Here is a 25127-nt window from a genome sequence, read left to right as displayed (position 1 = left end):
CCTATCCCGACACGCTGGTCGGCACCGACAGCCACACGACGATGGTCAACGGCCTGGGCGTGCTCGGCTGGGGCGTCGGCGGGATCGAGGCGGAGGCGGCGATGCTCGGCCAGCCGGTGTCGATGCTGATCCCCGAGGTCGTCGGCTTCAAGCTGACCGGGAGCACCAACGAGGGGATCACCGCCACCGACCTGGTGCTGACCGTCACCCAGATGCTGCGCCAGAAGGGTGTGGTCGGGCGGTTCGTCGAATTCTTCGGGCCCGGGCTCGACACGATGACGCTGGCCGACCGGGCGACGATCGCCAACATGGCGCCCGAATATGGCGCGACCTGCGGCTTCTTCCCGGTCGACGACAAGACGATCGACTATCTGAAGCTTACCGGTCGCCCGGCCGAGACGATCGCGCTGGTCGAAGCCTATGCCAAGGCACAGGGCATGTGGCGCCACGCCGACGCGCCCGACCCGGTCTTCACCGACACGCTCGAACTCGACATGTCGACCGTCGTCGCCAGCCTCGCGGGGCCCAAGCGGCCGCAGGACCGCGTCAGCCTGACGAAGGTCGACGAGGTGTTCAACGGCGATCTTGCCAAGCTCTATTTCAAGGACCGGCCCGAACGGGTCGACGTCGAGGGTCGCGATCACGACATCGGCGACGGCGACGTGGTGATCGCGGCGATCACCAGCTGTACCAACACCTCGAACCCCAGCGTGCTGGTCGCCGCCGGGCTGGTCGCGCGCAAGGCCCGCGCCCTGGGGCTTTCGCCCAAGCCCTGGGTCAAGACCAGCCTGGCGCCGGGATCACAGGTCGTTACCGATTATCTCGACAAGGCCGGGTTGACCGAGGACCTTGACGCGATGGGGTTCAACCTGGTCGGCTATGGCTGCACCACCTGCATCGGCAATTCGGGCCCGCTGGCCGCGCCGATCTCGGCCGCGATCAACGGCAACGACCTCGTCGCCGCGTCGGTCCTGTCGGGCAACCGCAATTTCGAAGGCCGCATCTCGCCCGACGTCCGCGCCAATTTCCTGGCCAGCCCCCCGCTGGTCGTCGCCTATGCCCTGAAGGGAACGGTGACCGAGGACATGATCGAAGCCCCCCTGGGCATCGGCAGCGACGGCGGTGAAGTGTTCCTGAAGGACGTCTGGCCGACCAACCAGGAAGTCGCCGATACGATGGCGGCGAATATCGACAGCGGCATGTTCGAGAGCCGCTATGGCAATGTCTATGCCGGCGACGACAAGTGGCGCGGCATCGAGGTCGCCGGATCGGACACCTATACCTGGCGCGCCGGCTCGACCTATATCGCCAACCCGCCCTATTTCGAGGGCATGACGATGACGCCCCCGCCGGTCACCGATATCGTCGACGCACGCCTGCTCGCCTTGCTCGGCGATTCGATCACCACCGACCACATCTCGCCGGCGGGATCGATCAAGGCCGACAGCCCGGCGGGCACGTTCCTGCAGGAGCACCAGGTCAGCCGCGCCGACTTCAACAGCTATGGCGCGCGCCGCGGCAATCACGACGTGATGATGCGCGGCACCTTCGCCAACATCCGCATCAGGAACGAGATGGTGCCGGGCGTCGAGGGCGGGATGAGCAGATATCGCGACGAGATCATGCCGATCTACGACGCGGCGATGCGGTACAAGGCGGACGGCGTGCCGCTGGTGATCGTGGCCGGCAAGGAATACGGCACGGGATCGTCGCGCGACTGGGCGGCAAAGGGCACCAACCTGCTCGGCGTGCGCGCGGTCATTGCCGAGAGCTTCGAACGCATCCATCGCTCGAACCTGGTGGGCATGGGCGTCCTGCCGCTGCAATTCGTCGACGGCGTCAACCGCGAGACGCTGGCGCTCGACGGGTCGGAGACGTTCGGCATCGCTGGCGTCGCCGGTCTGCGCCCGCGCCAGATGGTCGAGGTCACGCTGACCCGCGGCGACGGATCAAGCGAGACGTTCGAGGCGCGATGCCGCATCGATACGGTCAACGAGCTCGAATATTTCACCAACGGGGGCATCCTGCACTACGTGCTGCGCAAACTGGCCGCCTGACCGACAGCCCGACCGCTACCGGCAACGGCAATTATCGGCGTCAGCCGGCGCGCGCCTGGCGGCGGCCGTCCTGGACCCAGGCGACGAAGTCATCCTCGCCCATCGGCCGGGCCATGGCATAGCCCTGGATGACGTCGCAGCCGATGACGCGCAGCACCTCGGCCTGGTCGGTGTTCTCGACCCCCTTGGCAACCGCCTCGCAGCCAAGGCCATGGATCAGGCCGATCACCGATTGCGCGATCTGGCGTGCCTCGGCGCGCTCGACGATATGCTCGATCAGCCCGCCATGGAGCTTGATGCGGTCGATCGGCAGCCGGCACAACCGCGACAGGCTGGACGAGCCGCTGCCGTAATTGTCGATCGCGATCGTCACCCCGTCGCTGCGCAGCGCCTCGATCGCGGCGATGGTATCGTCGCTGAACTGCATCGCCAATGTCTCGGTCATTTCGAGTTCGAGCAAGCGCGCCGGCGCTCCCGTCGAGCGCAGCGCGTCGCGCAACCGCACGAAGAAGCTGGCATGGTCCAGCTGCCGCTGGCTGATGTTGATCGCCAGGCGCTGCCCGATGCCGATCATGTCCCACCGCCGGATGGTCGCCGCCACGGCAGACACTATCCAATCGCCGAGCTCGACGATCACGCCGCTTTCCTCGGCACATTGCAGGAACGTGGCGGGCAGCATCACGCCCTGATCGGGATGATGCCAGCGCAACAGGGCCTCGACCGCGACGATCTTGCCGTCGATCAGGCTGATCTGCGGTTGATAGACCATGGCGAACTGGCCGCATTGGATGCCCGCGCGCAACTCCGCTTCAAGCCGGGCGCGATCCGCGATTCCCGTGGCCAGCGCATCCGAAAACTGTTCGGCACGGCCCCGGCCCGACGCCTTGGCGACGTACATCGCGGCGTCCGCGGCCCGCATCAGGTCGTGCAGGGTGGCGCCATGGTCGGGGAGCAGCGCCACCCCGACCGACGCGCCGATCACGGCCGATGCGCCGCTGACGTCGAACGGCTTGGCCAGCGCCCGCACCACGGCCTGGCCGATCCGCCGGGCATCCCTGTCCTCGGGCAGCGCGGGGAAGAACATGACGAACTCGTCGCCCGACAACCGGCCGATCAACGGCGAGGGACCCCCTGCCGATGCCGCGATCTCGTCGGCTACCGCGCGCAATCGGCTGGCTACCATGCCCAGAACAATATCGCCGGTGGCGTGGCCGAGCGTGTCGTTGACCGACTTGAACCGGTCGAGATCGATGAACAGCAACGCGCCGGCGCTGCCCGCCGGGACCTCTGCCAACAGTCGCTCGGCAACCCGGCGGAAGTGGATGCGGTTCGACAGATCGGTGACGGGATCGAACATCGCCAGCCGGTTGACGCCCTCGATATTGGCCTCGGTCTGTTCGAACAGCGTCGCCATCGCTTCGGCCAGCGTCGGCACGATTGCCTCGATCTCCGGTGGGATGGGGCCGACGAGATCGCCCTGGGCGGCCTGCGCCATGCGGGCGATCGCGGAGTCCAGCGCGGCGGCGGTCGTCGCCACGGCGCGTTCGGCCGCAGCCCAGCATAATGTCGCGCAGACGATGGCGGGGATCAGCGCGAGCGTGACATTGCCCAGATCGATCGCGCCGCGATACGTCGCCAGCATCGCCAGGATGAACGCGACCGCGCCGGCGCACATGGCGAAAATGATCGCCCGGCCTTTCAGCGTTGCTGCTTCCATCTTTACCCGGCACGTCCCTGCGGCGAGCGGCCGAATACCGCCAAGCGCGGCAAGGGATATGGCAGCAATTGGTTAAAAACCTCGTGCCGGTATCCTGCGCAAGATGAGGTAGAGCGCGCCGACGCCGCCATGGCGGGGATGCGCGCCGCGCACCGCCGCGATCGCATGCGCATGGCGCGACGCGAGAAGCCAGTCGCCGACCGCCGCGCGGATCGCGCCACGGGCATGGGGACGCTGGCTGTCGGGTCGCGGCGGCCGGCCGGTCACCAGCAGGATGACCCGATCGCGCCGCGCGATCGATCGGGTGAGGGCGGCGTCAAGCTCGGCATGCGCGCCGGCCAGCGTGTGGCCGTGAAGGTCCACCGTGGCGTCGGGCTCGACGATACCGCGGGCCAGCCGCCTGTCCCACCCGCCGTCCAGCGTCGCGACGGCGTGGCGCGCGACGGGAACGGATTGCGCCTTCACCGGGAGCGGAACCGGGGGCGGCGCGGACGATCCTCGCGGCGGCCTCGGCACCGGCACTCCCGCTGCCGCGGGTGAGACCGGCGGCGGCCCGGCGGGTGATCGCATCGGCCGCACGCCGGCCATCACCCGCGCCCACAGCGCGGCTTCGTCAGGGCCGAGGCGACGGCCCGCCACTGCCCACCCCTCGCAAGCGCGCAAGCGTGCCGACCGGCAACAGCAGGAAGGCGGTGCCGCGCCCGGACATGCCGCCCGCAATCGCCTCGGCCTCGCGACCCCCGCCCCAGAAGGTGTCGACCCGGTTGGCGCCCTTGATCGCGCCGCCGGTGTCCTGCGCGATCCACAGCCCGCTGGCATCGGCACGATCCAGCGAGAGGAACACCGGCGCGCCCAGCGGGATGAAGCGGACGTCGGCGGCGACGGTCACGCCGCCGGTCACCGGCAGGCCAAGCGCGCCCACGGGCGGCCCGTCGAGCACGCGGAAGAACACGTAGCTGCGATTCTCGCGCATGATCGCCACGCCCTGGTCGGGATTGGCGTGGAGCCAGGCGGAGAGCCCCTGCATCGACAGCTGTCCCGGCTTGACCAGGCCGCGGTCGCGCATCACTACGCCGATCCCGGTATAGTCGCGGCCGTTCTGCGTCGCATAGCCGATCGTGATGCTGCCGCCGTCGGCCAGGCGGAGCACGCCCGATCCTTGTACCTGGAGGAAGAACAACGCCACCGGGTCGGCCGCCCAGGCCAGGATCGGCGCATTGGTCAGCCGCCCCTGTTCGATCTCGGTACGATCGAAATAGGGCATTAGCGCCCCGCCCTCGATCCGGCCGCGGATCTTCTTGCCCTTGAGGGCTTCTGAAAAATCGCCGAGATCGACCTCGACCAGATCGCTCGGCCGGCCATAGATCGGCACGTCATAGCCCGGCCGGCGGTCGCGCGACGCGGCGATTTCGGGGATGTAATAGCCGGTCGCGAACGCCTTTCCGTCGCCGACCTGGACGGTTTCGAACCAGCGGGTGAAGAAACCCCGGGGATCAGCGGCCGCGGCCGCCGTCCCGGCGGCGGTACAGGCCGGACGCCAATCGTCGCCACGGGTGAGCCCGGACAGATCGGTACGACGGATCAGCGATGCGCAGCTTTGGCGAAAGGCGGCAAGCGCCGCGGCGGCGCGGTCGCGATCGATCGCCAGGCCGGCGGCGGGAGGTCCGGCGACCAGACCGGACGTCGCCGCGGTGGCGCCGGGCGCCGCTGCCGCATTGGGCTTGGCGGGAACGGGCGTCGCCGGGGTCGGCTGACGCACCGGGGCCAGGCCGGCACCGGGTGCCCCCGGCACCACGCGACCGCCGCATGCCGCCAGCAGCAATGTCAGCGTGATCGCCAATCCCGCTTTATAGCTCACGATCATCCCCGCTTACACCGTCCGCCTGCGCCGGTCGGCAATCCGTACAAGCGAAAAGACGGCGACCGATCCGGTCGCCCGCCGATCACGCCTCGCCCCGGGTCACGCCTCGTCGGTGTCGGCGAGCTTCCAATTGGGGTCACTGCTCTTCAGCGTGCGCTGGAACGTCCAGACATCGTGCGTGACGACCGCGTCGGTCAACGAGCCGGCGACCAAATTGCCCTCGCCGTCGCGCGTCACCGCGGCGATGTCGGCATCGATCGCCACGGTCACCTTGGCGGTCCGACCGTCGACGCCGGCATCGGTGATCAGCACCCGCTCGATCGAGATCAACCGGTTGTCCAGCACGTGCCCCGCCGTGGTGCGCGCATCGATCGCTTCACCGAATGCATTGCGGACATGATCCTCGCACAACCATCCCAGAGTCTCCCGATCCCCTTTCCAGAACGCCTCCAGGATCATCCGATAGGCGGACCTGGCGCCCTCCAGGAACTGCGTGACGTCAAAGCTGGCGTCGGCCGAGATCAAGCCCCGCAGCCCCGCTTGGGCATTGCCGTCGACCACGCGCGCCTCAGGCTCGCGATCGGCCACCGGCTCGGCCGTGCGCGGCAGGACCTGCGGCACCGTTGCCGGTCGATCCTCGGCCGGCTTGGGCAGTACCTGCTCATGGCCGGTACGCTTGCCGAGCACCGCATAGAGACGCAGTCCCAGGAAGATGGCGACCATTGCGAAAAGGACGAGATAGAACACCGGGCCTCCAAGCCTTGACAGCACCAACATAAGCACAAGTGCCGTGCGAATCAAACCATCGCCGCGCAACCGGCGTTGAACTCGTGCGGAGCGCCTGCTAGGCGCGGCGCCTTCACAGGACAGCAACGGCTGGACTGGTCCATAATTTTCAAAATTCCGGGATGATCGCACATGGCCGACCAGGATACCTCCTCCTCCGAACCGCTCGCCAACGGCGCCGACAACGCGCCGACGATCGGCATGATCTCGCAATATGTGAAGGACCTGTCGTTCGAAAGCCCCAATGCGCCGGCGATCTTCCAGTCCGAGACCCCGCCGCAGATCGAGGTCGAGTTCGGCATCGGCGCGGCGCAGGTCGGCGAGGACGTCCACGAGGTGACGCTGAAGATCGAGGTCAAGGCGCGCTCGGCCGAACAGGTCGCATTCATCGTCGAATTGTCCTTTGCCGGTCTGTTCGGCGTGCGCAACGTGTCGCTCGACGCGCTCCAGCCGTTCATGCTGGGCGAGGCGCCGCGCCTGCTGTTCCCGTTCGCGCGCCGCGTGCTGGCCGATGCGATTCGCGACGGCGGCTTTCCGCCGCTGATGCTCGACCCGATCGATTTCGGTGCGCTCTATCTGCAGCAGAAGGAAGCGCAGGAATCAGGCGCGATTGCGGGCGCGGCGGGCAACGCCTGACACCCGCGACCTGACCCCGGGTCGCCGGCGATGAACCTTGTCCGGGCGCTGGGGTCGGTCGGCGGGTTGACGCTGGCCAGCCGAATGCTCGGCCTGGCCCGCGATTCGCTGTTCGCGACGTTCGTCGGCGCCAGCTTTGCGTCCGACGCCTTCCTGGTCGCCTTCCGCCTGCCCAACCTGTTCCGCGCGTTGTTCGCCGAAGGCGCGTTCGCGGCGGCGTTCATTCCGATGTTCAACCGCAAGGTTGCCGACCCCCGGGGCCCCGGATTGTCCGCCGGCGTGACCTTTGCCGAGGACGCCTTGTCGGTGCTGCTGCCGGTGCTGATCGTCATGACCGTCGTGCTGGAGCTCTTCGCCTGGCCGGTGACGCTGGCGCTGTCGGGCAAGTTCAACGGCGTCACCCATGACCAGTTCGCCTTTGCGGTCCTGCTGTCGCGGTTCACCATCCCGTACCTGATGCTGATCAGCCTGGTGTCGCTGCTCGGCGGCATCCTCAACTCGCTGCACCGGTTCTGGGTCAACGCCGCGGCGCCGATCCTGCTCAACCTCACGCTGATCGCGGCGCTGTTGTTCTTCCACAGCCACGATCCGCTGGCGACTGCGCGCAACCAGGCGATCGCGGTCAGCGTGTCGGGGCTGCTGCAGCTGGCGTGGCTGGTCCAGGCCTGCTGGTCGAGCGGCGTCCGGCTGCGGCTCCGCCTGCCGCGGTTCAACACCGACGTGAAGCGGCTGATGGCGCTGATCTGGCCGGCGGCGGCGGGGGCCGGCGCGGTGCAGATCAATCTGGTCGTGTCGACCGCGCTTGCCGCCTCGCTTCTGCCGCACGGTTCGGTAACGTATATCTATATGGCCGACCGCCTCAACCAGCTCCCGCTGGGGCTGATCGGCATCGGCCTGGGCACGGTCCTGCTGCCGATGATCTCGCGCCAGTTGGGCGCGGGAGACGAGGCCGGCGCGATGGAGACGCAGAACCGCGGCATGGAGTTGGCGCTGCTGCTGACGCTGCCGGCGACGGTCGCGCTGGTGCTGTGCGGCGCGCCCGTGGTCGCGGCGCTGTTCCAGCACGGCCGGTTCGATGCGGCCGATACCCATTACACCGCCCAGGCATTGGCGGCCTTTTCGGTCGGCCTGCCGAGCTATATCCTGGTCAAGGTGCTGACCCCCGGCTTCTATGCGCGCAGCGACACGAAGACGCCGGTGCGATGCGCGACGATCTCGATGGTCGCCAACCTCGCGCTCAACCTCGCCCTGATCGTGCCGCTCAAGCATATGGGGCCGCCCTTGGCGACCGCGCTGGCCTCGACGCTCAACGTCATGCTGCTGTACCGCGCGCTGCGCCGGCGCGGCCATTTCGTGCCCGACGCGCGGCTGGCGCGCAGGGCCGGGCGGCTGGCGGCGGCGGCGTCGGTGATGGGCGGCGTCCTGTGGCTGCTCCAGGGGCTGCTGACGCCCTATGTCGGCGGCAGCTGGACAGAACGCGCGCTGGCGATGCTGGCGCTGGTGGCGGCAGGCAGCGTGGTCTATGCGATCGCCACCATCGTGCTGGGAGCGTTCAGCCGCGACGACCTGGCCTTCCTGCGGCGCAAGCGCGCCCGCTGATCAAACGGACCCTCATGCGCGTCGTCTCCGGCATCCAGCCCACCGGCAACCTCCACCTCGGCAATTACCTCGGCGCGATCCGGCAATGGGTGGCGATGCAGGACGCGATGGCGACGGACGATCTGTGCCTGTTCTTCCTCGCCGACCTCCATGCGCTGACCCAGCCGGTGGTCCCCGCCGATTTGGCGGCGAACACGATCGAGATGGCCGCGACGCTGTTGGCCTGCGGCATCGACCCCGAACGGTCGATCCTGTTCAACCAGGCGCGCGTGCCCGCCCATGCCGAACTGGCGTGGATCCTGGGCGGCACGGCGCGTGTCGGCTGGCTCAACCGGATGACCCAGTGGAAGGACAAAGCGGGCAAGAACCGGGAAGGATCGAGCGTCGGCCTGTTCACCTATCCGGTTCTCCAGGCGGCCGACGTGCTCGCCTATCGCGCGACGCATGTCCCGGTCGGCGAGGATCAGAAACAGCATCTCGAACTGGCCCGCGACATCGCCGCCAAGTTCAACCAGGATTTCGGCGTCGACCTGTTCCCGCTGCCCGAACCGTTCGTGTCGACGGCGGCGCCGCGCATCATGAGCCTGCGCGACGGCCGGGCGAAGATGTCCAAATCCGATCCGTCGGACATGTCGCGGATCAACCTGGTCGATGACGACGACACGATCGCCGGCAAGCTGCGCAAGGCAAAAAGCGACGCCGAGCCGCTGCCCGACAATATCGACGCGCTCGACGGCCGGCCGGAGGCACGCAACCTGGTGACGATCCATGCCGCGCTGGCGGGGATCGAGCCGGCGGCGGTGCTGGCGCAGTTCGCCGGCCAGGGGTTCGGCCGGTTCAAACCGGCGCTCGCCGATCTCGCCATCGCCACGCTTGGGCCGATCCGCCAGCAGCTGACCGCCTTGCTCGCCGATCGCGGCGAGGTCGGGCGCGTGCTGGCGGAAGGAGCGGGCAAGGCGCGCACGCTGTCCGCCCCCGTTCTCAGAGCCGCGCAGGACGCGATCGGATTGCAGGTCTGACGGGCAAAGTTCACGAAAAGTCACACGCTCCGGCGGTCGGTCCCTCCGCCAAAGTTCACGAAAAGCCACACCCTATTCCGCTGCGTTCGGACAACGAATCCTCCCAACGCCATGGCATCAGCAACGCCGGGACTCCTGGAACAATCCCGAGAAACAACCCGTCGGGGATGGCAGGAAAAATCCTACATTGGAAGCGGCGTCGGACGTCAAGTCAGTCGGCTTCGTCAGCCTTCCAATTGGCGCAGCAGGCTGCGCACCGCGCCGTCAATCTCCTGGTCGGTGCCGCGCAGTTCCTCGATCCGCCGGACCGCGTGGATCACCGTCGAATGATCGCGGCCGCCAAACTTGCGGCCGATTTCCGGCAACGAACGCGTGGTCAGCCGCTTGGCCAGGTACATCGCGATCTGGCGCGGGCGCGCGACGACGACCGCGCGGCGTGCCGAGATCATGTCGACCGGCTTCAGGTCATAATGGGCCGACACCGCCTTCTGGATTTCGTCGATCGTCACCCGCCGCGCCGCACCGCGCAGCACATCGCCGAGCGTCGCCTGGGCGAAGTCGAGGTCGATCATCTGGTCGGTCAATTGGGCATAGGCGACCAGCCGGTTCAGCGCACCCTCGACTTCCCGCAGGCTGGTGGTGACGCGCGTCGACAGCAGGTCGAGCACCTCGGCGGGCACCGCCACGTCGATCTCGCCCAGCCGGTGGTCGAGCACCGCCCGCCGCAATGCCGGGTCGGCGCCCTTGATGTCCGCGACCAGTCCCATCGACAGCCGCGACACGATCCGCGCCTCGACATCGTCGAGCCCCTGGGGGCCGCGGTCGGCGGTAATGACCAGCCGCTTGCCAGCGGCGGTCAGTTCGTTGATCGTATGGAAGAATTCATCCTGCGTCCCGGTCTTGCCCGAGATGAAATGCAGGTCGTCGACCATCAGCAGGTCGGCGGCGCGCAGCCGCGTCTTGAAGCTGTGCGTGTCGTTGGCGCGCATCGCGGCGACGAACTCGAACATGAAACGCTCGGCGGACAAGATGATCACCCGCGCCCCGGGCACGGCCGCCAGATAGGCGTGGCCGATGGCATGCATCAGATGCGTCTTGCCAAGCCCCGTTGCGCTGTGGAGGAACAGCGGACTGAACCGGGCCGGGCCCGGCTCGGCCAGTCCGCGAGCGGCGTTGAACGCTACCCGGTTGCTCGCATCGACGACAAAGCGGTCGAAGGTGAAGCGGGCGTCGAGCGCGGGCCGATCGACCGGCACCGCGGCGGGCGGCGGATCGGCCTCCGCGGGCCGGTCGGGCATCGCGCGCAACACGACCGGGGCGGCGGTCCGCACCTCGATTGCGACGCTGGCAACGCCCGGCAGGATGGCGCGAAACTCATGGAGCAGGCGGTCGGAATAATTGTTGCGCACCCAATTGGCGTTGAATGCGGACGGCAGGCTCAGCCGGACGATGTCGTCCTTGTCGGCGTCGACGAGTTCGATCGGCCGCAACCATTGCTCGAATAGGCGGGCACCGGCCGATTCGCGCAGGTTCCGACGGATCCGTGCCCAGGCATCCGCCACCTCTCCAACGATCGTGTCATCGACTGCCACTACAAGCGCCACGCTTATCCCCCCTTTTCGACGGCCCTGGCCACCCTTGCCGGTCGTCCAGCATCCGGACAAAACTCTCCCGCAGTCGGAATCACGGCCGCCTGGGGTGGATTTGATCTGGACCGCCACGTCCCGAAGCGGCGTGGCGAAAGGCGATTATGAGGCTCGACGTGAGTCGATCAAGCGCTTCATTGTCGCAAAAGTTAAATATTCCGGTTGACTTGACGGGACCGACGCAAAACCGGGCGTATATAGTTAAAGTATTATAAAAGCTATATTTTTAACGGGCAGCCTAAGTATTGCCTTGGCGAATCGGCAGGAAAGCTGGGTTTGCATGCGGTTCACCCCCCCCGGGTGCCCCAGCTAGCAAGGACGGTTGCGGGACAGCAAAAACCCGCCGGCGGAAATCCACCGGCGGACCGCTTTACGCCAGAATGATGTGCGATCAGAGCGTGGCGAGGCGCTTGGTCAACCGCGAAAACTTGCGGGCGGCGGTATTGCGATGCAGCACGCCCTTGGCGACGCCGCGCGCCAGTTCGGGCTGGACCTGCGCCATCGCCGCGGCGGCCGCGTCCTTGTCGCCCGATGTCAGCGCCGCTTCCGCCTTCTTGATGAAGGTCCGGATTCGGCCGACGCGCGCGCCGTTGATCTCCGTACGACGCGCATTGCGCCGGATGCGCTTCTTCGCTTGCGGCGTATTCGCCATGCCCTGCTGTTCCTGCTCGCTATGATGGTCGGGCAGGGCCGGCCTGCTCGCGGAAAGCGCGCGCCTTAGCGGTACCCGCGATTCGGGTCAACCGTTACGCCGGCTTACCGCTGGCAGGCCGGACACCAGAAGGTCGATCGTCCGCCCTCGACATAGCGCCGTACCGTGCCGCCGCACCCGCATGGCTGGCCCTGGCGGCCATAGACCGCGAACTCCTTGGAGAAATAGCCCAGCTGGCCATCGGGTCGGGCATAATCGCGCAGCGTCGATCCCCCCGCCTCAATCGCCGCGAGCAGCACCGCGCGGATCGCCGCGACCAGCCGGTCGAGCCGTGCGAGGCTTACCCGTCCGGCCTGGCGTCGCGGCGAGATGCGCGCCGCATACAGCGCCTCGCAGACGTAGATGTTGCCCAGTCCGGCGACGATCCGCTGGTCGAGCAGCAATTGCTTGATCGAGGCGGTGCGTCCCGAAAGCGCGCCGCGCAGATGCGCCGCGGTGAGCGCCGGGCCGAGCGGTTCGGGACCCAGCAGGCGGAAGGCTGGATAATCCGCCAGGCCGGCGGTCGGCCACAGATCGATCGAGCCGAACCGGCGCGGATCGTTGAGCGCCAGCCGGTGATCGCGCGTCTCGATCACCAGATGGTCATGGGGCAGCAGCGTGTCGGGATCGATCCGCCAGCGGCCGGACATGCCGAGATGGAAGATCATCGTGTCGCCGCGGTCGGTGGCGATCAGCCCGTATTTGGCGCGCCGCCCCAGGCTGACGACGATCGCGCCCGTCAGCAGCGCGGCAAGCTGGTCCGGGAACGGCCGCCGCAGGTCGCCGCGACGGGTGGCGACACTGGCAAGGCGGGCGCCCTGCAGGATCGGCGCGAGTCCCCGGACGGTTGTTTCGACTTCGGGAAGCTCGGGCATCGCCGACCCCTATCGTCATTCGGGCGAAAGCGGCAATCGCTTCGGGAGGCATGATCGCTGCGGGAGGTATGCGCGGGTGTGGCCTTGCGAAGGGCTTTGCGCCGCGTCCGCCGCCCGCTAGAGCCGGGCGCATGACCGACACCGTCTCCTTCGGCTACCACGACGTCGCCCCCGACGAGAAGACCCGCCGCGTCGGCGGGGTGTTTTCCAGCGTGGCCGCGCGCTACGACCTGATGAACGACGCCATGTCCGGGGGCATGCACCGGTTGTGGAAGGACCGCTTCGTCCGCCGCGTGCAACCCCGCGCGGGCGAGGCGATCCTCGACATGGCGGGCGGCACCGGCGACATCGCGTTCCGGCTGGCCCGGAGCGGGGCTGCGGTAACCGTCGCTGACATCAACCCGGCAATGCTGGAGGTCGGGATCGATCGCGCCCGGCGGCCCGGGCGCGTTTCGGGGAGCCTGGTCTGGACCGGGGCCAATGCCGAGACGCTGACCTTCCCCGATCGCTTCTTCGACGCATACACCATCGCGTTCGGCATCCGGAACGTCACCGACATCCCCGCGGCATTGCGCGAGGCGCATCGCGTGTTGCGCCGGGGCGGCAGGTTCTTCTGCCTAGAATTCTCGACCACGCAATGGCCGGGTTTCGCCGAAATCTACGACGCCTATTCGCACAATGTCGTGCCGCGCGTCGGCGAATTGCTGGCGGGGGATGCCGACAGCTATCGCTATCTGGTTGAATCGATCCGCCGCTTTCCCGACATGCCGCGATTCGAGGCGATGATCGCCGAGGCGGGCTTCGTCCGCACCGCGGTCGAGCCGATGCTGGGGGGGCTGGTCGCGATCCACAGCGGCTGGAAGATTTGACCGTGCACGGGCCAATCCTCCCCACGGGGAGGAGGAGTAAGTGACCGCCCCGGTCGTCCACCTCTGGCGGCTCCTCAGATGGGGGCGCATTCTCGCGCGCCATGGTGCGCTCCGGGGGATCGAGCGCGACCCCAACACGCCCGCCGGCCTGCGCCGGCTGGTGCGCGTCGCGCGGTTCGGCGCGCGCGCGCCGGCGACGCCGCGCTATGCCGATGCATTCCAGGCGATCGGCCCCGCCGCGATCAAGCTTGGCCAGACCCTGGCGACTCGTCCCGATCTGGTCGGAGAGGTAGCCGCTGCCGACCTGATGCGATTGCAGGATGCGCTGCCGCCTTTGCCGTTCGAGACGATCCGGCGCGCGATCGAGGCGGGGCTCGGCCGGCCGCTCGACCAGGTCTTTTCCTCGATCGACGAGGTCGCGGTCGGCGCCGCGTCGATCGCCCAGGTCCATCGCGCGGTGACCCCCGACGGTCGTGCGGTCGCGGTCAAGGTGCTGCGCCCGGGGGTCGAGGACGAGTTCACCCGCGCGATCGACACCTATCAATGGGCGGCGGCCCAGATCGAGGCGCGCGGCGGCGAGATCGGCCGGCTGCGTCCGCGGCTGGTGATCGAGACGTTCAAGCGCTGGACGCTGCGCGAACTCGATCTCAGGCGCGAAGCCGCATCGGCGTCCGAACTGGCCGAGGGGATGCGCGCGACCCCCGATTTCAAGGTGCCCGAAATCGACTGGCAACGGACCAGCGGCACCGTGCTGACGCTCGAATGGATCGACGGCATCAAGCTGGCCAACCGCGCCGCCTTGCTCGCCGCCGGGCACGACCCGGCGCATCTGGCGCGCGTGCTGATCCAAGCCTTCCTGCGCCAGGCGATTTCGGAGGGGTTCTTCCACGCCGATCTTCACCAGGGCAATCTGTTCGCGCTGCGCGACGGACGCCTGGCGGCGATCGACTTCGGGATCATGGGCCGGATCGACCGTCGCGCGCGCGTCTGGCTGGCCGAGATCCTCTATGGCCTAATCACCGGCAACTACAAACGCGTTGCCGAGATCCATTTCGAGGCGGGTTATGTCCCCGCGCACCACAATGTCGCCGAGTTCGCCACCGCGCTGCGCGCCGTCGGCGAGCCGATGCGCGGGTTGCCGGTCAAGGACATGTCGATCGGCATGATGCTCGACGGGCTGTTCAAGATCACCCGCGACTTCGACATGCAGACCCAGCCGCACCTGCTGCTGCTGCAAAAGACGATGGTGATGGTCGAGGGCGTGGCGACCACGCTCGATCCCGAAATCAACCTGTGGGATGCTGCCGCCCCCTTTGTCCGCGAATGGATCAGGACCGAATTGGGGCCTGAAGCCGCACTGGCCGACCGGATCGTCACCGACCTGCGCACGCTGGCGCGCCTCCCCGACCTGATCCGCAATATCGAGGCGCGCTATCCGGCACCGGGCGGCGCCCCCCCCGCCCCGCCGCTGCGCGACATCGACGTGGTGCGGATCGGCGGCGGGTGGCGCTATGTCGCCGTGGCGGTGCTGAGCGCCGCAACGAGCATCGCGGCGACCTGGCTGGTGCTGCGCTGATGGCGACCTGGCTGGCGCAGCCTTCGCGCTTCGCCCGCCTGTCACGGGGCCGCGCGCGGATCGCGCTGGCGCTGCTCGCGATCCTGCTGGCGGCGACGCTGGGTGCGTTGGCCGTCCCCGCCCCGCCGCCGGTCAGCGGCGATCCCGGCAAGCGCGGCGACGACCAGGCCGACGTCATGCTCTACGAATCGATCGTCGACGGCGTCCGGCATGGCGGCAATTACTACGAGGTCACCGCCGCGGCATTGCGCGCCGGCGACTATCCGTTGCGCCCGTTCGTGACGTTCCGCCTGCCGACGCTTGCGGTCGTCCAGGCGGCAATGCCCGAACGGGGCGTGATCGCCTTGCTCTATGCGCTGGCTGGAGGAGTGATGCTCGCCTGGTTCGCGCGGCTGCGTCCCGCCTTTGTCCGGGCGCCGCCGCTGGTCGTCGCCATATTGCTGCTCGCCGGCGGAATGGGCGCGTTCGTCCAGGCCGAACTGGCAACGTTCCATGAAATCTGGGCGGGGCTGCTGGTCGCGCTCAGCCTGGCGCAGCGCCGGCCCGGCCGCTGGATGGCGGCGGTCGGCCTGGGGACCGTCGCGCTGCTGATCCGCGAGACCGCCGCGCTCTACGTCGTCGTCATGGCGGTACTCGCCTGGCTGGAAGGCGAGCGGCGAGAGGCGATCGCCTGGACCGGGGGGCTGGCGCTGTTCGCACTGGCGCTGGCGGCGCACGCTTATGCCGTCGCGCAGGTCGTCACCCCGCTCGACCCCGCGTCGCCGGGCTGGGCGGGGATGTTGGGTTTCGGGTTCTTCGTCGAGGCGATGACCCTGTCGACCGCGCTGCGCCTCGCGCCGGCCTGGCTGGCGGCGCTCCTTGTTGGACTGGCCCTGTTCGGCTGGGCGGCATGGCGCGAGCCGGTCGCGATCCGCGCGTTGGCAACCTTCACCGCTTATGCCGTGCTGATCGGCCTGTTCGGGCGAGTCGATACCTTCTATTGGGGGCTGATGGTCGCCCCCACGCTCCTCGTCGGCCTGGCGTTCGTGCCCGATGGCCTGCGCGACCTGATCGCCGCCGCTTTCCGGCGTCGCAACATCACTGTCCAGCGGGTGGCGTCGTGAGCCGGATCCTGCTGATCGTCGGCGGCGGCATCGCTGCGTACAAGACATGCGAACTGGTCCGGTTGTGCCGCAAGGCCGCGGTCGACGTGACCTGCGTGCTGACGGGGGCGGGCCAGCAATTCGTGACGCCGATGACGCTGGCGGCGCTAAGCGGCAACCAGGTCTACACGACGTTGTGGGATCTGAAGGACGAGGCCGAGATGGGCCACATCCAGCTCAGCCGCCAGGCCGACCTGCTGGTCGTGGCACCCGCCACCGCAGACCTGATGGCGAAGATGGCGGCGGGCATCGCCGATGATCTGGCGACCACGCTGCTGCTCGCGACCGACAAGCCCGTGCTGGCCGCACCCGCGATGAACGTGCGGATGTGGCGGCACCCGGCGACCGTCCGCAACGTTGCGACGCTGCGCGATGATGGGGTTGCGGTGATCGAACCCGACGACGGCGCGATGGCGTGCGGCGAGTTCGGCCCCGGGCGCCTGCCCGAGCCCGAGGTGATCCTGGCGGCGATCCTGGCGAGGCTGGCCGGATGACAGTCGGTCCCTCGCCCGGGCGCGGGGAAGGCGCCGATGCTGGGTGACTACCACATCATCGTCACCGCCGGGCCGACGCACGAGCCGATCGACCCAGTTCGCTATCTGGCCAACCGATCGTCGGGCAAGCAGGGCTTCGCGATCGCCGGGGCGCTGGCCGCAGCGGGAGCGCGGGTGACGCTGATCGCCGGCCCGGTGACACTGGACACACCGCCGGGAGTGACGCGCGTCGATGTCGAGACCGCGATCGAGATGGCCGCGGCGGTCGACGCGGCGCTGCCCGCCGATGCCGCGGTGATGGTCGCTGCGGTCGCCGACTGGCGGGTCGCGACGGCGGAACAGAAGATCAAGAAGGGCGTGGATGGCCCGCCGGTGCTGCAACTGGTCGAGAATCCCGACATCCTGGCGATCCTGGCCCGGGCGCCGAACCGTCCCCGGCTGCTGATCGGCTTTGCGGCGGAGACCGACCACGTCCTTGATCATGCCCGCGCCAAGCTGGCAAAGAAGGGGTGTGACTGGATCGTCGCCAACGATGTGTCGGGCGACGTGATGGGCGGCGACGCGAACAGCGTACACATCGTGACCGCCACCGGCGTCGAAAGCTGGGGCCGGCTGTCCAAGGCGGAGGTCGGGACACGGCTGGCCAGGCGGATCGCCGCCACGCTAGCCTGAACAACAGGGCGAACGCGCTGCTTACCAGCCGGTATTGCACATCGGGGCCGGCTCGACGCATGGCTGATGCGAGTATCATCGATGGGAAGTTGACGATGCCGCCGATTCGGATCGCGATCAAACGCCTGCCCAATGGCGGCGGCCTGCCGCTGCCCGCTTATGCGACGCCCGGCGCTGCCGGCATGGACGTCGTGTCCGCCGAGACGCTGCGCCTGTTACCCGGCGCGCGACAGGCGGTGGCGACCGGATTCGCGATGGCGATCCCGGAAGGATATGAGGTGCAGGTGCGGCCGCGCTCGGGCCTGGCACTGAACCACGGCGTCACCTGCCTCAACGCGCCGGGAACGATCGACAGCGACTATCGCGGCGAGATCAAGGTGATCCTGGCCAATCTGGGCGAGGAACCGCTGGCGATCGCGCGCGGCGATCGCATCGCCCAACTCGTGGCGGCACCGGTTCACCGTACCGAGCTGGACGAAGTCGATGCGCTGGACAATACCGGTCGGGGCAGCAGCGGTTTCGGATCGACCGGTCGATGACCGTCCCCGGGGATCCTTGCCTTGCAAGCCGCGCTTCAGAAGTTACCGGAATCGTGCCGCGCGCGATCAATTGTCCCACGGTCGAGCAGTTCGCGGCCGGCATCGTCCAGAAGACGGCGCGCGGCACCCTTGCCAACCCCTCGGCCGATAGCCGGTATCGCACCGACCTGACCGTTACCTGGGGCTCGTGAGCCTTTCCGACGCCGATCTCGACCGCTTCGCGCGGCACATTGTATTGAAGGAGATCGGCGGCGCCGGGCAGGTCCGGTTGCGCAACGCCACCGTTGCCATGATTGGCGCCGGCGGGATCGGGTCGCCCGCGCTCCAGTATCTCGCCGCGGCCGGCATCGGCACGATCGTGGTCATCGACGACGATCGCGTCGACCTGTCGAACCTGCAACGCCAGACCATCTTCGACATGACCGATATCGGCACCGCCAAGGTGGTCGCAGCAGGCCGCGCGGTTGCTAGGCGCGACCCGGGGATACGGATCGTCGCGCATCGCGAGCGGATCGGTGCGGCCAACGCCGCGCGCCTGCTGGCGAACGCCGACGTGATCCTGGACGGCGCCGACAATTTCGCCACCCGGCTGGCGGTGGCCGATGCCGCACTGGCACTGCGCATTCCGCTGGTCGCCGCGTCGGTAGCGCAATTCGACGGCCAATTGGGCGTCTTTCGCGGGTGGGAGGACGGCCAGCCCTGTTACCGCTGCCTTGTCGGCGACGATCCGCAGCGCGACGCCGCCAGCTGCGCCGAAGCGGGGGTGATGGGGGCGATGGCCGGGATGATGGGCAGCCTGGCCGCGATCGAGGTGATCCGCGCCATCGTGCCGTTCGGCCAGGACAGCGCGGGCAAGGTCCTGATCGCCGACGGCTTGGCGCTGCGTTTCCGCACGCTGTCGCTGCCGCGCGATCCCGGTTGCCGCCACCATCACGCGGTATAGGTCAGCCGCGTGCCAGCCACCCGCGATACCAATCGACAAAACGAGGCACGCCGATCGCGATCGGCGTCGTCGGCGCAAATCCCAGGTCGCGTTGGATCGCGCCGATATCGGCACAGGTCGCGGTCACGTCGCCCGGCTGCATCGGCAGATATTCGCGGATCGCCGGCCGGCCGCACGCCGCCTCGATCACATCGACGAGCGTGCCAAGCGGCTCCGGACGATTGTTGCCGATATTGTAGAGCGCATGCGGCGTGGTCGCCCCGCCGGCCTTGACCAACCCGTCATCGGCCGGCGTCCGGTCGAGCGCCGCGACCACGCCGCTGACGATATCGTCGACATAGGTAAAGTCGCGCCGCATCTCGCCGCGGTTGAACAGCCGGATCGGGCGCCCCGCCAGGATCGCGGCGGTGAACAGCCACACCGCCATGTCTGGCCGCCCCCACGGGCCATAGACGGTAAAGAAGCGCAGTCCCGTCTGCGGCAGGCGATAGAGATGCGCATAGCTCTCGCTCATCAGCTCGTCGGCCTTCTTCGTCGCGGCATAGAGCGACACTGGATGATCGACGCGGTCCTCGACCCGGAAAGGCAGCGCGGCATTGCCGCCATAGACCGACGAGGACGACGCATAGACCAGATGCGCGACCTTCAGGCCGCGTCCGAGTTCGAGCAGGTTCAAGTGGCCGAGCAAATTGGCGCGGGCATAGGCACGCGGATTCTCGATCGAATGGCGCACCCCCGGCTGCGCCCCCAGATGGACGATGCGCTCGATCCCCGCTCCCGACACGGCTGCCACCAGGGCATCCTCATCGGCGAAGTCACAGTCGACGAAGCGGACGAGATCACCATGCTCAGCCTTCAGCCAAGCGAGGCGCGCGCGCTTCAGGGCGACCGAATAATAATCGTCGAGATTGTCGATCCCGATCACCGGGGTGCCGCGCGCGGCAAGCCGATCGGCGACATGGAAGCCGATGAACCCGGCCGCCCCGGTGACCAGGACGGTCATCCAAGAAGCGTCTGGGCGAACGCACGGACCCGCGGGCCGATGTCGTCGCGCGCCAGTGCCAGCGCCAGATTGGCCTCGATATAGCCGCCCTTGTCGCCGCAATCGTAGCGCTGGCCGTCGAAGGTGAAGCCGTGGAACGGCTGCCGCCCGATCAGCTGCGCCATCGCGTCGGTCAGCTGGATCTCGCCCCCGGCACCCGGCTTCTGGCCGTCGAGAATGGTCATCACCTCGGGCTGGAGGATGTAGCGGCCGGGAATCATCAGATTGCTGGGCGCGGTGCCCCGGGCGGGCTTTTCGACCAGAGCGGTCACCTCGGTCACCCGGCCGTCTTGCTTGCCGGGCGAGATGATGCCGTATTTGTCGGTCTCGCTGTCGGGGACTTCGAGCGCGCCGATCACATTGCCGCCCAGCCGGTCATAGGCGGCGACCATCTGCTTCATGAAGCCGCCAACCATCAGTTCGTCGGGCAGCAGCACGGCAAACGGCTCGTCGCCGACGATCTCGCGCGCGCACCACACCGCGTGACCCAGCCCCAGCGGCTCCTGCTGGCGGACATAGACCGGCGAGCCGGGTTTCTGGCGGATGCCGTCGATCAGCGCCATCGACTTGCCGCGCGCCTTCATCGTCGCTTCCAGCTCGTAGGAGACGTCGAAATGATCCTCCAGCGCGCTCTTACCGCGGCCGGTGACGAAGATGACCTGCTCGATCCCCGCCGCCAGCGCTTCCTCGACGGCATATTGGATCAGGGGCTTGTCGACGACCGTCAGCATCTCCTTGGGCATCGCCTTGGTCGCCGGCAGGAAGCGCGTGCCCAGCCCAGCGACCGGAAACACGGCCTTGCGCAGCGGCTTGATGATCATGGCGGTTTCTTTTCCTTTCGAATTGCATCGCGCAATAAAGTGCCCCGGCGACACCGGCAACGGCGTGTTTAGCCGGGTCTTAATGGCCGTCGGTTAAGGGGCGCTTATGGTTGACATGTCCCGCAAAACCCTCGTGATCTTCGGCACCAGGCCGGAGGCGATCAAGCTGTTCCCCGTGGTCCGCGCGCTGGCGGCCGGCGGCGGCATCGTGCGCACGTGCGTCACCGCGCAGCATCGCGGGATGCTCGACCAGGTCCTGGCGATCGCCGGGATCACTCCTGACATCGACCTCGACCTGATGGAACCCGGCCAGACGCTCGACCGGCTGACCGCCCGGCTACTGACCGGGCTGGGCGAGGTGATGGACGCCGAGCGGCCCGACCGGGTGATCGTCCAGGGCGATACCGCGACCGCGATGACCGGCGCGCTCGCCGCTTACTACCGCAAGATTCCCGTCGCGCATGTCGAGGCGGGGCTGCGTTCGGGCGATATCTACCATCCCTGGCCCGAAGAGGTGAACCGGCGGATCGTGGCACCGGTCGCCGACCTCCATTTTGCGCCGACCGGGACGGCCGCCGCCGCGCTGCGCCGCGAGAACATCGATCCCGCGACGATCCACGTTACCGGCAACACGGTGATCGACGCGCTGCACTGGACCAGCAAGCAGATCGCCGCCGATCCGGCGCTGGCATGCGGGCTTGATGCGATTGCCACGCGTTTCGCGGGCCAGCGGATCGTGCTGGTCACCACGCATCGGCGCGAGAATTTCGGCGGGGGCATGGAGAACATCGCCAGCGCCATCGCCCGCATCGCCGAGCGTCCGGACGTCGCGATACTGTTTCCAATGCATCCCAACCCCAATGTCGTGTCGGTGATGGACCGGATATTGGGGGAACGGCCCGACATCGCGCGGGTTGCGCCGCTCGATTACCCGCATTTCATCCGCGCCCTGGGCATGTGCGCGCTCGCCCTCACCGATTCGGGCGGGGTCCAGGAGGAGGCGCCCGCGCTGGGCAAGCCGGTGCTGGTGATGCGCGATACCACCGAACGGCCCGAAGGCGTGGCCGCCGGCACGGCCCGGCTGGTCGGCACCGACGCCGATCGCATCGTTTCCGAAGTCTTCACGCTTCTCGACGACAAGGCCGCTTATGCCGCGATGGCCCGCGCCCACAATCCGTTCGGCGACGGCCATGCCGCGGCCCGGATTGCAGGGGTCCTTGCCGATGGGGTCGCACGCTGAACTGAAGGTCGTCGTCCTCGGGCTGGGCTATATCGGCCTGCCCACCGCCGCCGTGATCGCGCGTACCGGTGCGCGGGTTCTTGGCGTCGATGTCCACCAGTCGGTGGTCGACACGATCAATTCGGGCAAGGTGCATATCGAGGAGGTCGATCTCGACGGTCTCGTCTCCGGCGTGGTCGCGCGCGGCGACCTGCGCGCGTCGTTGCAGATCGAGCCGGCCGACGTCTTCGTCATCGCCGTTCCGACCCCCTTTGGCGAGAACCACGCGCCCAATACCGGCTATGTGCTGAAAGCCGCGACCAGCATCGCCATCGTCCTGAAGCCCGGCGATACGGTGATCCTCGAATCGACCTCGCCGGTCGGCACCACCGAGAAGGTCCGCGACCTGCTGGTCCAGCTACGCCCCGATCTGCGTATACCTGGACGCGCCGGCGAACAGGCCGATGTCGCCATCGCCTATTGCCCCGAACGCGTGCTGCCCGGACGGATCCTGGTCGAGCTGATCGACAATGACCGCGTGATCGGCGGGATCACGCCGCGCTGCGCGCGCAAGGCGCTGCATTTCTATCGCCGATTCGTGCGCGGCGCCTGCGTCACCACCACTGCGCGCGCGGCCGAAATGACCAAGCTGATCGAGAATGCGTTTCGCGACGTCAACATTGCCTTCGCCAATGAATTGAGCCTGATCGCCGGTAGGATGGGGGTCGACGTGTGGGAGGTGATCCGCCTGGCCAACCGCCATCCGCGCGTCAACATCCTCCAGCCCGGCCCGGGTGTCGGCGGCCATTGCATCGCCGTCGATCCGTGGTTCCTGGTCCATGCCGCGCCCGAACAGACCCCGCTGATCCGTGCCGCGCGCCAGGTGAACGACGGCAAGACGGACCATGTCATCGCCCAGGCCACGGCGCTGATCGAGGCGATGCCAGGCGCGCCGGTCGCCTGCCTGGGGCTGGCGTTCAAGGCCAATATCGACGATTTCCGCGAAAGCCCGGCGATGAAGATCGCGGCCGCCTTGACCGCCCGCTTCGGCGCGCGCGTGCGGATCGTCGAGCCCTATGCGGACGCGCTGCCCGTCCCCCTGGCCGACAGCGGCGCGACGCTGATCGACATCGACACCGCCATCGAGACCTGCCCGGTGATGGTGGTGCTGGTCGACCATGACGTGTTCCGGTCGGTCCCGCTGGAGGAACGGGCCGGCAAGGCGGTGCTCGACACGCGCGGGATCTGGCCGGACCAGCCGCGCGTCGCGCCTGCCGCCACTGGCCTGCGCCTCGCCAGTTGAGGCCGCAGATGGGTCAGTTCGTCCGGCGCGCGGAACGCGAGCGCGGGGCTGAATGGCGCCGTGCTTCACGGCTTTGACCTAGCGATACGTCCCGCGGCTTGCTAGGGCGCTGTCGACCTTGCGGTTTTTGATTGTCGGCCAATGCTTTCCAGATTTTTGAAGTCGCGCCGGGGCGCCCCGGTGGCAATGCCGGCCATTCCCGCCGGCGAACGGATCTATGCGATCGGCGACATTCATGGACGGCTTGATCTGCTCGACGATGTGTTGGCCCGGATCGATGCCGACGATGCCGGGCGCCGGCCTGCCAGGACATCACTGATCTTTCTTGGTGATATAGTGGATCGCGGCGCCGATTCCGCCGGCGTGATCGATCGGTTGATGGGGTTGGCCAAGGAAAAACCGACTACCCGTTTCCTGTTGGGCAATCATGAAGAAGTGTTTCTGCTCGCGGCAAGCGGCGAGGATAACGCGGTCAGGCTCTTCTGCCGGATCGGCGGTCGCGAGACGATCCTGAGCTACGGGATCAGCGAGGACGAGTATTTCGTGTTGAGCTTCGAACAACTGGCCGATCGGATCGTCGCGGCCGTGCCCTCGGCCCATCTGGATTTCGTGCGGCGGTTCGAGGATCTGATCCAGATTGGCGACTATATCTTCGTCCATGCCGGGGTTCGCCCAGGCGTTGCGTTGGACAAGCAGACGGCAAAAGACCTGCGGTGGATCAGAGAACCGTTCCTGACCTATCGGGGAGATCTGCCCGGCATCGTCGTGCATGGCCACACCATTCTGGCCGACGTCGATGAACAGGCGAACCGGATCGGCATCGACACGGGCGCCTTCGCCACGGGCAGATTGACCGCGCTTGGCCTGGAAGGCACGGAAAAGTGGTATCTGCAGAGCGGCGTTTGATGCCGGACGAAAAGACGTCAGACAGAAATTAACCTTTTGATAACACCCTGTTGCCCGGCAGCAACATAGCTTCCGAACCGAACCGTTAGCCGTTATTGGGGTTGCGGCGCCAATCCGTCGATGATAGTAAAACCTTGCAAATTGAGAAAAGGGATTTCATCTTATGCGTCTCGGCAAATATATCGCGCCCTTGGCCGTTATGTCGATGGTAGCAGCGCCTGCGCTTGCTGCCCCGGCTAATCCCGCCGCTTCGCTGTCGGTCGCGAAGTCGGTCCGGGCTGGTTCGTCGACCAAGAAGAGCAGCCATCTGGTTGGCCCGGCGCTCATCATCGGGCTTCTCGCGCTCGCCGCTGTCGTGACCACCGTGGTCATCGTCGCCGACGATTCGGACAGCAACTGACGTAGATGCCGCTTTCGCAGCGGTGTCGGAAGTAAAATGGCGCCCTTGCGGGCGCCATTTTTTTGTGCGTTTTATGCAGTCCGTACTCGACTACGAAATGCCGCAGCCGGCGATAATATGTGCGATGATCTGACCACCGACCATCGATATTTCTGGGTCAGTATCGGCATGCGATGGTGTGATTGGACGTTATACAGACGTCCGACTTTGCTTTCCAGAGTTTCTGGATCAGCTTGGATGCGGCATTTTTAACCTAGCACCCTAGGGTCCAGGCCCATAAGGTGGATTCCCAAGGTTGTTGGGATGTGGTTCAA

The 25127-nt window shown here is 67.5% G+C and carries 23 protein-coding genes and 1 pseudogene; 15 read left to right on the top strand and 9 right to left on the bottom strand.

What is annotated here, in order from left to right; all coding sequences use genetic code 11:
- On the top strand, positions 1-2057 hold a 2057-nt coding region (acnA, locus tag ACFE7K_RS14070), incomplete at its 5' end, for an aconitate hydratase AcnA (protein ID WP_375398829.1).
- Positions 2058-2097: 40 nt separating this feature from the next.
- On the opposite strand, the gene ACFE7K_RS14065 is transcribed toward acnA, so the two are convergent.
- The 4 genes from ACFE7K_RS14065 to ACFE7K_RS14050 form a co-directional block, all read right to left on the bottom strand.
- Positions 2098-3774 (bottom strand): putative bifunctional diguanylate cyclase/phosphodiesterase, encoded by a 1677-nt coding sequence (locus ACFE7K_RS14065; protein ID WP_375398828.1) that lies wholly within the window; start codon positions 3772-3774, stop codon positions 2098-2100.
- A 72-nt stretch (positions 3775-3846) separates the two neighbouring features.
- The gene (locus ACFE7K_RS14060; protein ID WP_375398827.1) at positions 3847-4413 is read right to left on the bottom strand and encodes a Smr/MutS family protein; all 567 of its coding nucleotides are present in this window, start codon (positions 4411-4413) and stop codon (positions 3847-3849) included.
- Complete coding sequence (locus tag ACFE7K_RS14055; protein WP_375398826.1) at positions 4388-5638, bottom strand: murein transglycosylase A; 1251 nt, start codon at positions 5636-5638, stop codon at positions 4388-4390. Before ACFE7K_RS14055 ends, ACFE7K_RS14060 begins: the two co-directional genes overlap by 26 nt.
- A 96-nt stretch (positions 5639-5734) precedes the next feature.
- Positions 5735-6382, bottom strand: coding sequence for a Tim44/TimA family putative adaptor protein (locus ACFE7K_RS14050; protein ID WP_375398825.1), 648 nt, complete (start codon positions 6380-6382; stop codon positions 5735-5737).
- 171 nt (positions 6383-6553) lie between these two features.
- On the opposite strand from ACFE7K_RS14050, the gene secB reads away from it, so the two are divergent.
- The 3 genes from secB to trpS are packed head-to-tail and all read left to right on the top strand — an operon-like array spanning position 6554 to position 9675.
- Complete coding sequence (gene secB / locus ACFE7K_RS14045; protein ID WP_375398824.1) at positions 6554-7057, top strand: protein-export chaperone SecB; 504 nt, start codon at positions 6554-6556, stop codon at positions 7055-7057.
- Between the two features lie 30 nt (positions 7058-7087).
- Positions 7088-8656 carry a murein biosynthesis integral membrane protein MurJ gene (gene murJ, locus ACFE7K_RS14040; protein ID WP_375398823.1) on the top strand — a complete coding sequence of 523 codons (1569 nt, stop codon included), beginning with the start codon at positions 7088-7090 and terminating at the stop codon, positions 8654-8656.
- Between the two features lie 14 nt (positions 8657-8670).
- Positions 8671-9675 (top strand): tryptophan--tRNA ligase, encoded by a 1005-nt coding sequence (gene trpS, locus ACFE7K_RS14035; RefSeq protein WP_375398822.1) that lies wholly within the window; start codon positions 8671-8673, stop codon positions 9673-9675.
- Positions 9676-9899: 224 nt separating this feature from the next.
- Here trpS and dnaA read toward each other — a convergent pair whose 3' ends face one another.
- From dnaA to mutM, 3 genes are all read right to left on the bottom strand, one after another.
- Complete coding sequence (gene dnaA, locus ACFE7K_RS14030; protein WP_375398821.1) at positions 9900-11267, bottom strand: chromosomal replication initiator protein DnaA; 1368 nt, start codon at positions 11265-11267, stop codon at positions 9900-9902.
- A gap of 445 nt (positions 11268-11712) precedes the next feature.
- Positions 11713-11973 (bottom strand): 30S ribosomal protein S20, encoded by a 261-nt coding sequence (gene rpsT / locus ACFE7K_RS14025; RefSeq protein ID WP_375398820.1) that lies wholly within the window; start codon positions 11971-11973, stop codon positions 11713-11715.
- 104 nt (positions 11974-12077) lie between these two features.
- Positions 12078-12887 carry a bifunctional DNA-formamidopyrimidine glycosylase/DNA-(apurinic or apyrimidinic site) lyase gene (mutM, locus tag ACFE7K_RS14020; RefSeq protein WP_375398819.1) on the bottom strand — a complete coding sequence of 270 codons (810 nt, stop codon included), beginning with the start codon at positions 12885-12887 and terminating at the stop codon, positions 12078-12080.
- Positions 12888-13018: 131 nt separating this feature from the next.
- Between mutM and ACFE7K_RS14015 the strand changes: the two genes are divergently transcribed.
- From ACFE7K_RS14015 to ACFE7K_RS13985, 7 genes and pseudogenes are all read left to right on the top strand, one after another.
- Positions 13019-13756, top strand: coding sequence for a class I SAM-dependent methyltransferase (locus ACFE7K_RS14015; RefSeq protein ID WP_375398818.1), 738 nt, complete (start codon positions 13019-13021; stop codon positions 13754-13756).
- A gap of 40 nt (positions 13757-13796) precedes the next feature.
- Positions 13797-15332: a 2-polyprenylphenol 6-hydroxylase gene (gene ubiB / locus ACFE7K_RS14010; protein ID WP_375398817.1), complete on the top strand. Its 1536-nt coding sequence runs from the start codon at positions 13797-13799 to the stop codon at positions 15330-15332.
- Positions 15332-16435: a hypothetical protein gene (locus tag ACFE7K_RS14005; protein ID WP_375398816.1), complete on the top strand. Its 1104-nt coding sequence runs from the start codon at positions 15332-15334 to the stop codon at positions 16433-16435. Before ubiB ends, ACFE7K_RS14005 begins: the two co-directional genes overlap by 1 nt.
- A pseudogene (gene coaBC, locus ACFE7K_RS14000) lies at positions 16432-17640 on the top strand (bifunctional phosphopantothenoylcysteine decarboxylase/phosphopantothenate--cysteine ligase CoaBC). Before ACFE7K_RS14005 ends, coaBC begins: the two are co-directional and overlap by 4 nt.
- Positions 17641-17735: 95 nt before the next feature.
- Positions 17736-18179: a dUTP diphosphatase gene (gene dut, locus ACFE7K_RS13995; RefSeq protein WP_375398815.1), complete on the top strand. Its 444-nt coding sequence runs from the start codon at positions 17736-17738 to the stop codon at positions 18177-18179.
- A gap of 53 nt (positions 18180-18232) precedes the next feature.
- Positions 18233-18370 carry a hypothetical protein gene (locus ACFE7K_RS13990; protein ID WP_375398814.1) on the top strand — a complete coding sequence of 46 codons (138 nt, stop codon included), beginning with the start codon at positions 18233-18235 and terminating at the stop codon, positions 18368-18370.
- Positions 18367-19122 (top strand): ThiF family adenylyltransferase, encoded by a 756-nt coding sequence (locus ACFE7K_RS13985; RefSeq protein WP_375398813.1) that lies wholly within the window; start codon positions 18367-18369, stop codon positions 19120-19122. Before ACFE7K_RS13990 ends, ACFE7K_RS13985 begins: the two co-directional genes overlap by 4 nt.
- 1 nt (position 19123) lies before the next feature.
- Here ACFE7K_RS13985 and ACFE7K_RS13980 read toward each other — a convergent pair whose 3' ends face one another.
- Together ACFE7K_RS13980 and galU are read right to left on the bottom strand one after the other, a co-directional pair.
- Entirely contained in the window at positions 19124-20125 is a 1002-nt protein-coding gene (locus ACFE7K_RS13980) for an NAD-dependent epimerase/dehydratase family protein (protein ID WP_375398812.1), read from the bottom strand.
- Positions 20122-20985 carry a UTP--glucose-1-phosphate uridylyltransferase GalU gene (gene galU, locus ACFE7K_RS13975; RefSeq protein ID WP_375398811.1) on the bottom strand — a complete coding sequence of 288 codons (864 nt, stop codon included), beginning with the start codon at positions 20983-20985 and terminating at the stop codon, positions 20122-20124. The genes ACFE7K_RS13980 and galU overlap by 4 nt, the downstream gene beginning before the upstream one ends.
- 115 nt (positions 20986-21100) lie before the next feature.
- On the opposite strand from galU, the gene wecB reads away from it, so the two are divergent.
- From wecB to ACFE7K_RS13955, 4 genes are all read left to right on the top strand, one after another.
- The gene (gene wecB / locus ACFE7K_RS13970) at positions 21101-22225 is read left to right on the top strand and encodes a non-hydrolyzing UDP-N-acetylglucosamine 2-epimerase (protein ID WP_375398810.1); all 1125 of its coding nucleotides are present in this window, start codon (positions 21101-21103) and stop codon (positions 22223-22225) included.
- Positions 22209-23507 (top strand): UDP-N-acetyl-D-mannosamine dehydrogenase, encoded by a 1299-nt coding sequence (gene wecC / locus ACFE7K_RS13965; RefSeq protein WP_375398809.1) that lies wholly within the window; start codon positions 22209-22211, stop codon positions 23505-23507. Before wecB ends, wecC begins: the two co-directional genes overlap by 17 nt.
- A 186-nt stretch (positions 23508-23693) precedes the next feature.
- Positions 23694-24413, top strand: coding sequence for a metallophosphoesterase family protein (locus ACFE7K_RS13960; RefSeq protein ID WP_375398830.1), 720 nt, complete (start codon positions 23694-23696; stop codon positions 24411-24413).
- 163 nt (positions 24414-24576) lie between these two features.
- On the top strand, positions 24577-24813 hold the full coding sequence (locus ACFE7K_RS13955) for a hypothetical protein (RefSeq protein ID WP_375398808.1): 237 nt from the start codon (positions 24577-24579) through the stop codon (positions 24811-24813).
- Positions 24814-25127 lie beyond the last annotated feature (314 nt).

Source organism: uncultured Sphingomonas sp., assembly GCF_964244265.1.
Classification (GTDB): Bacteria; Pseudomonadota; Alphaproteobacteria; order Sphingomonadales; family Sphingomonadaceae; genus Sphingomonas.
The sequence above is the reverse complement of the archived record's forward strand: the minus strand, read 5'-3'. Positions and strand labels throughout refer to the sequence as shown.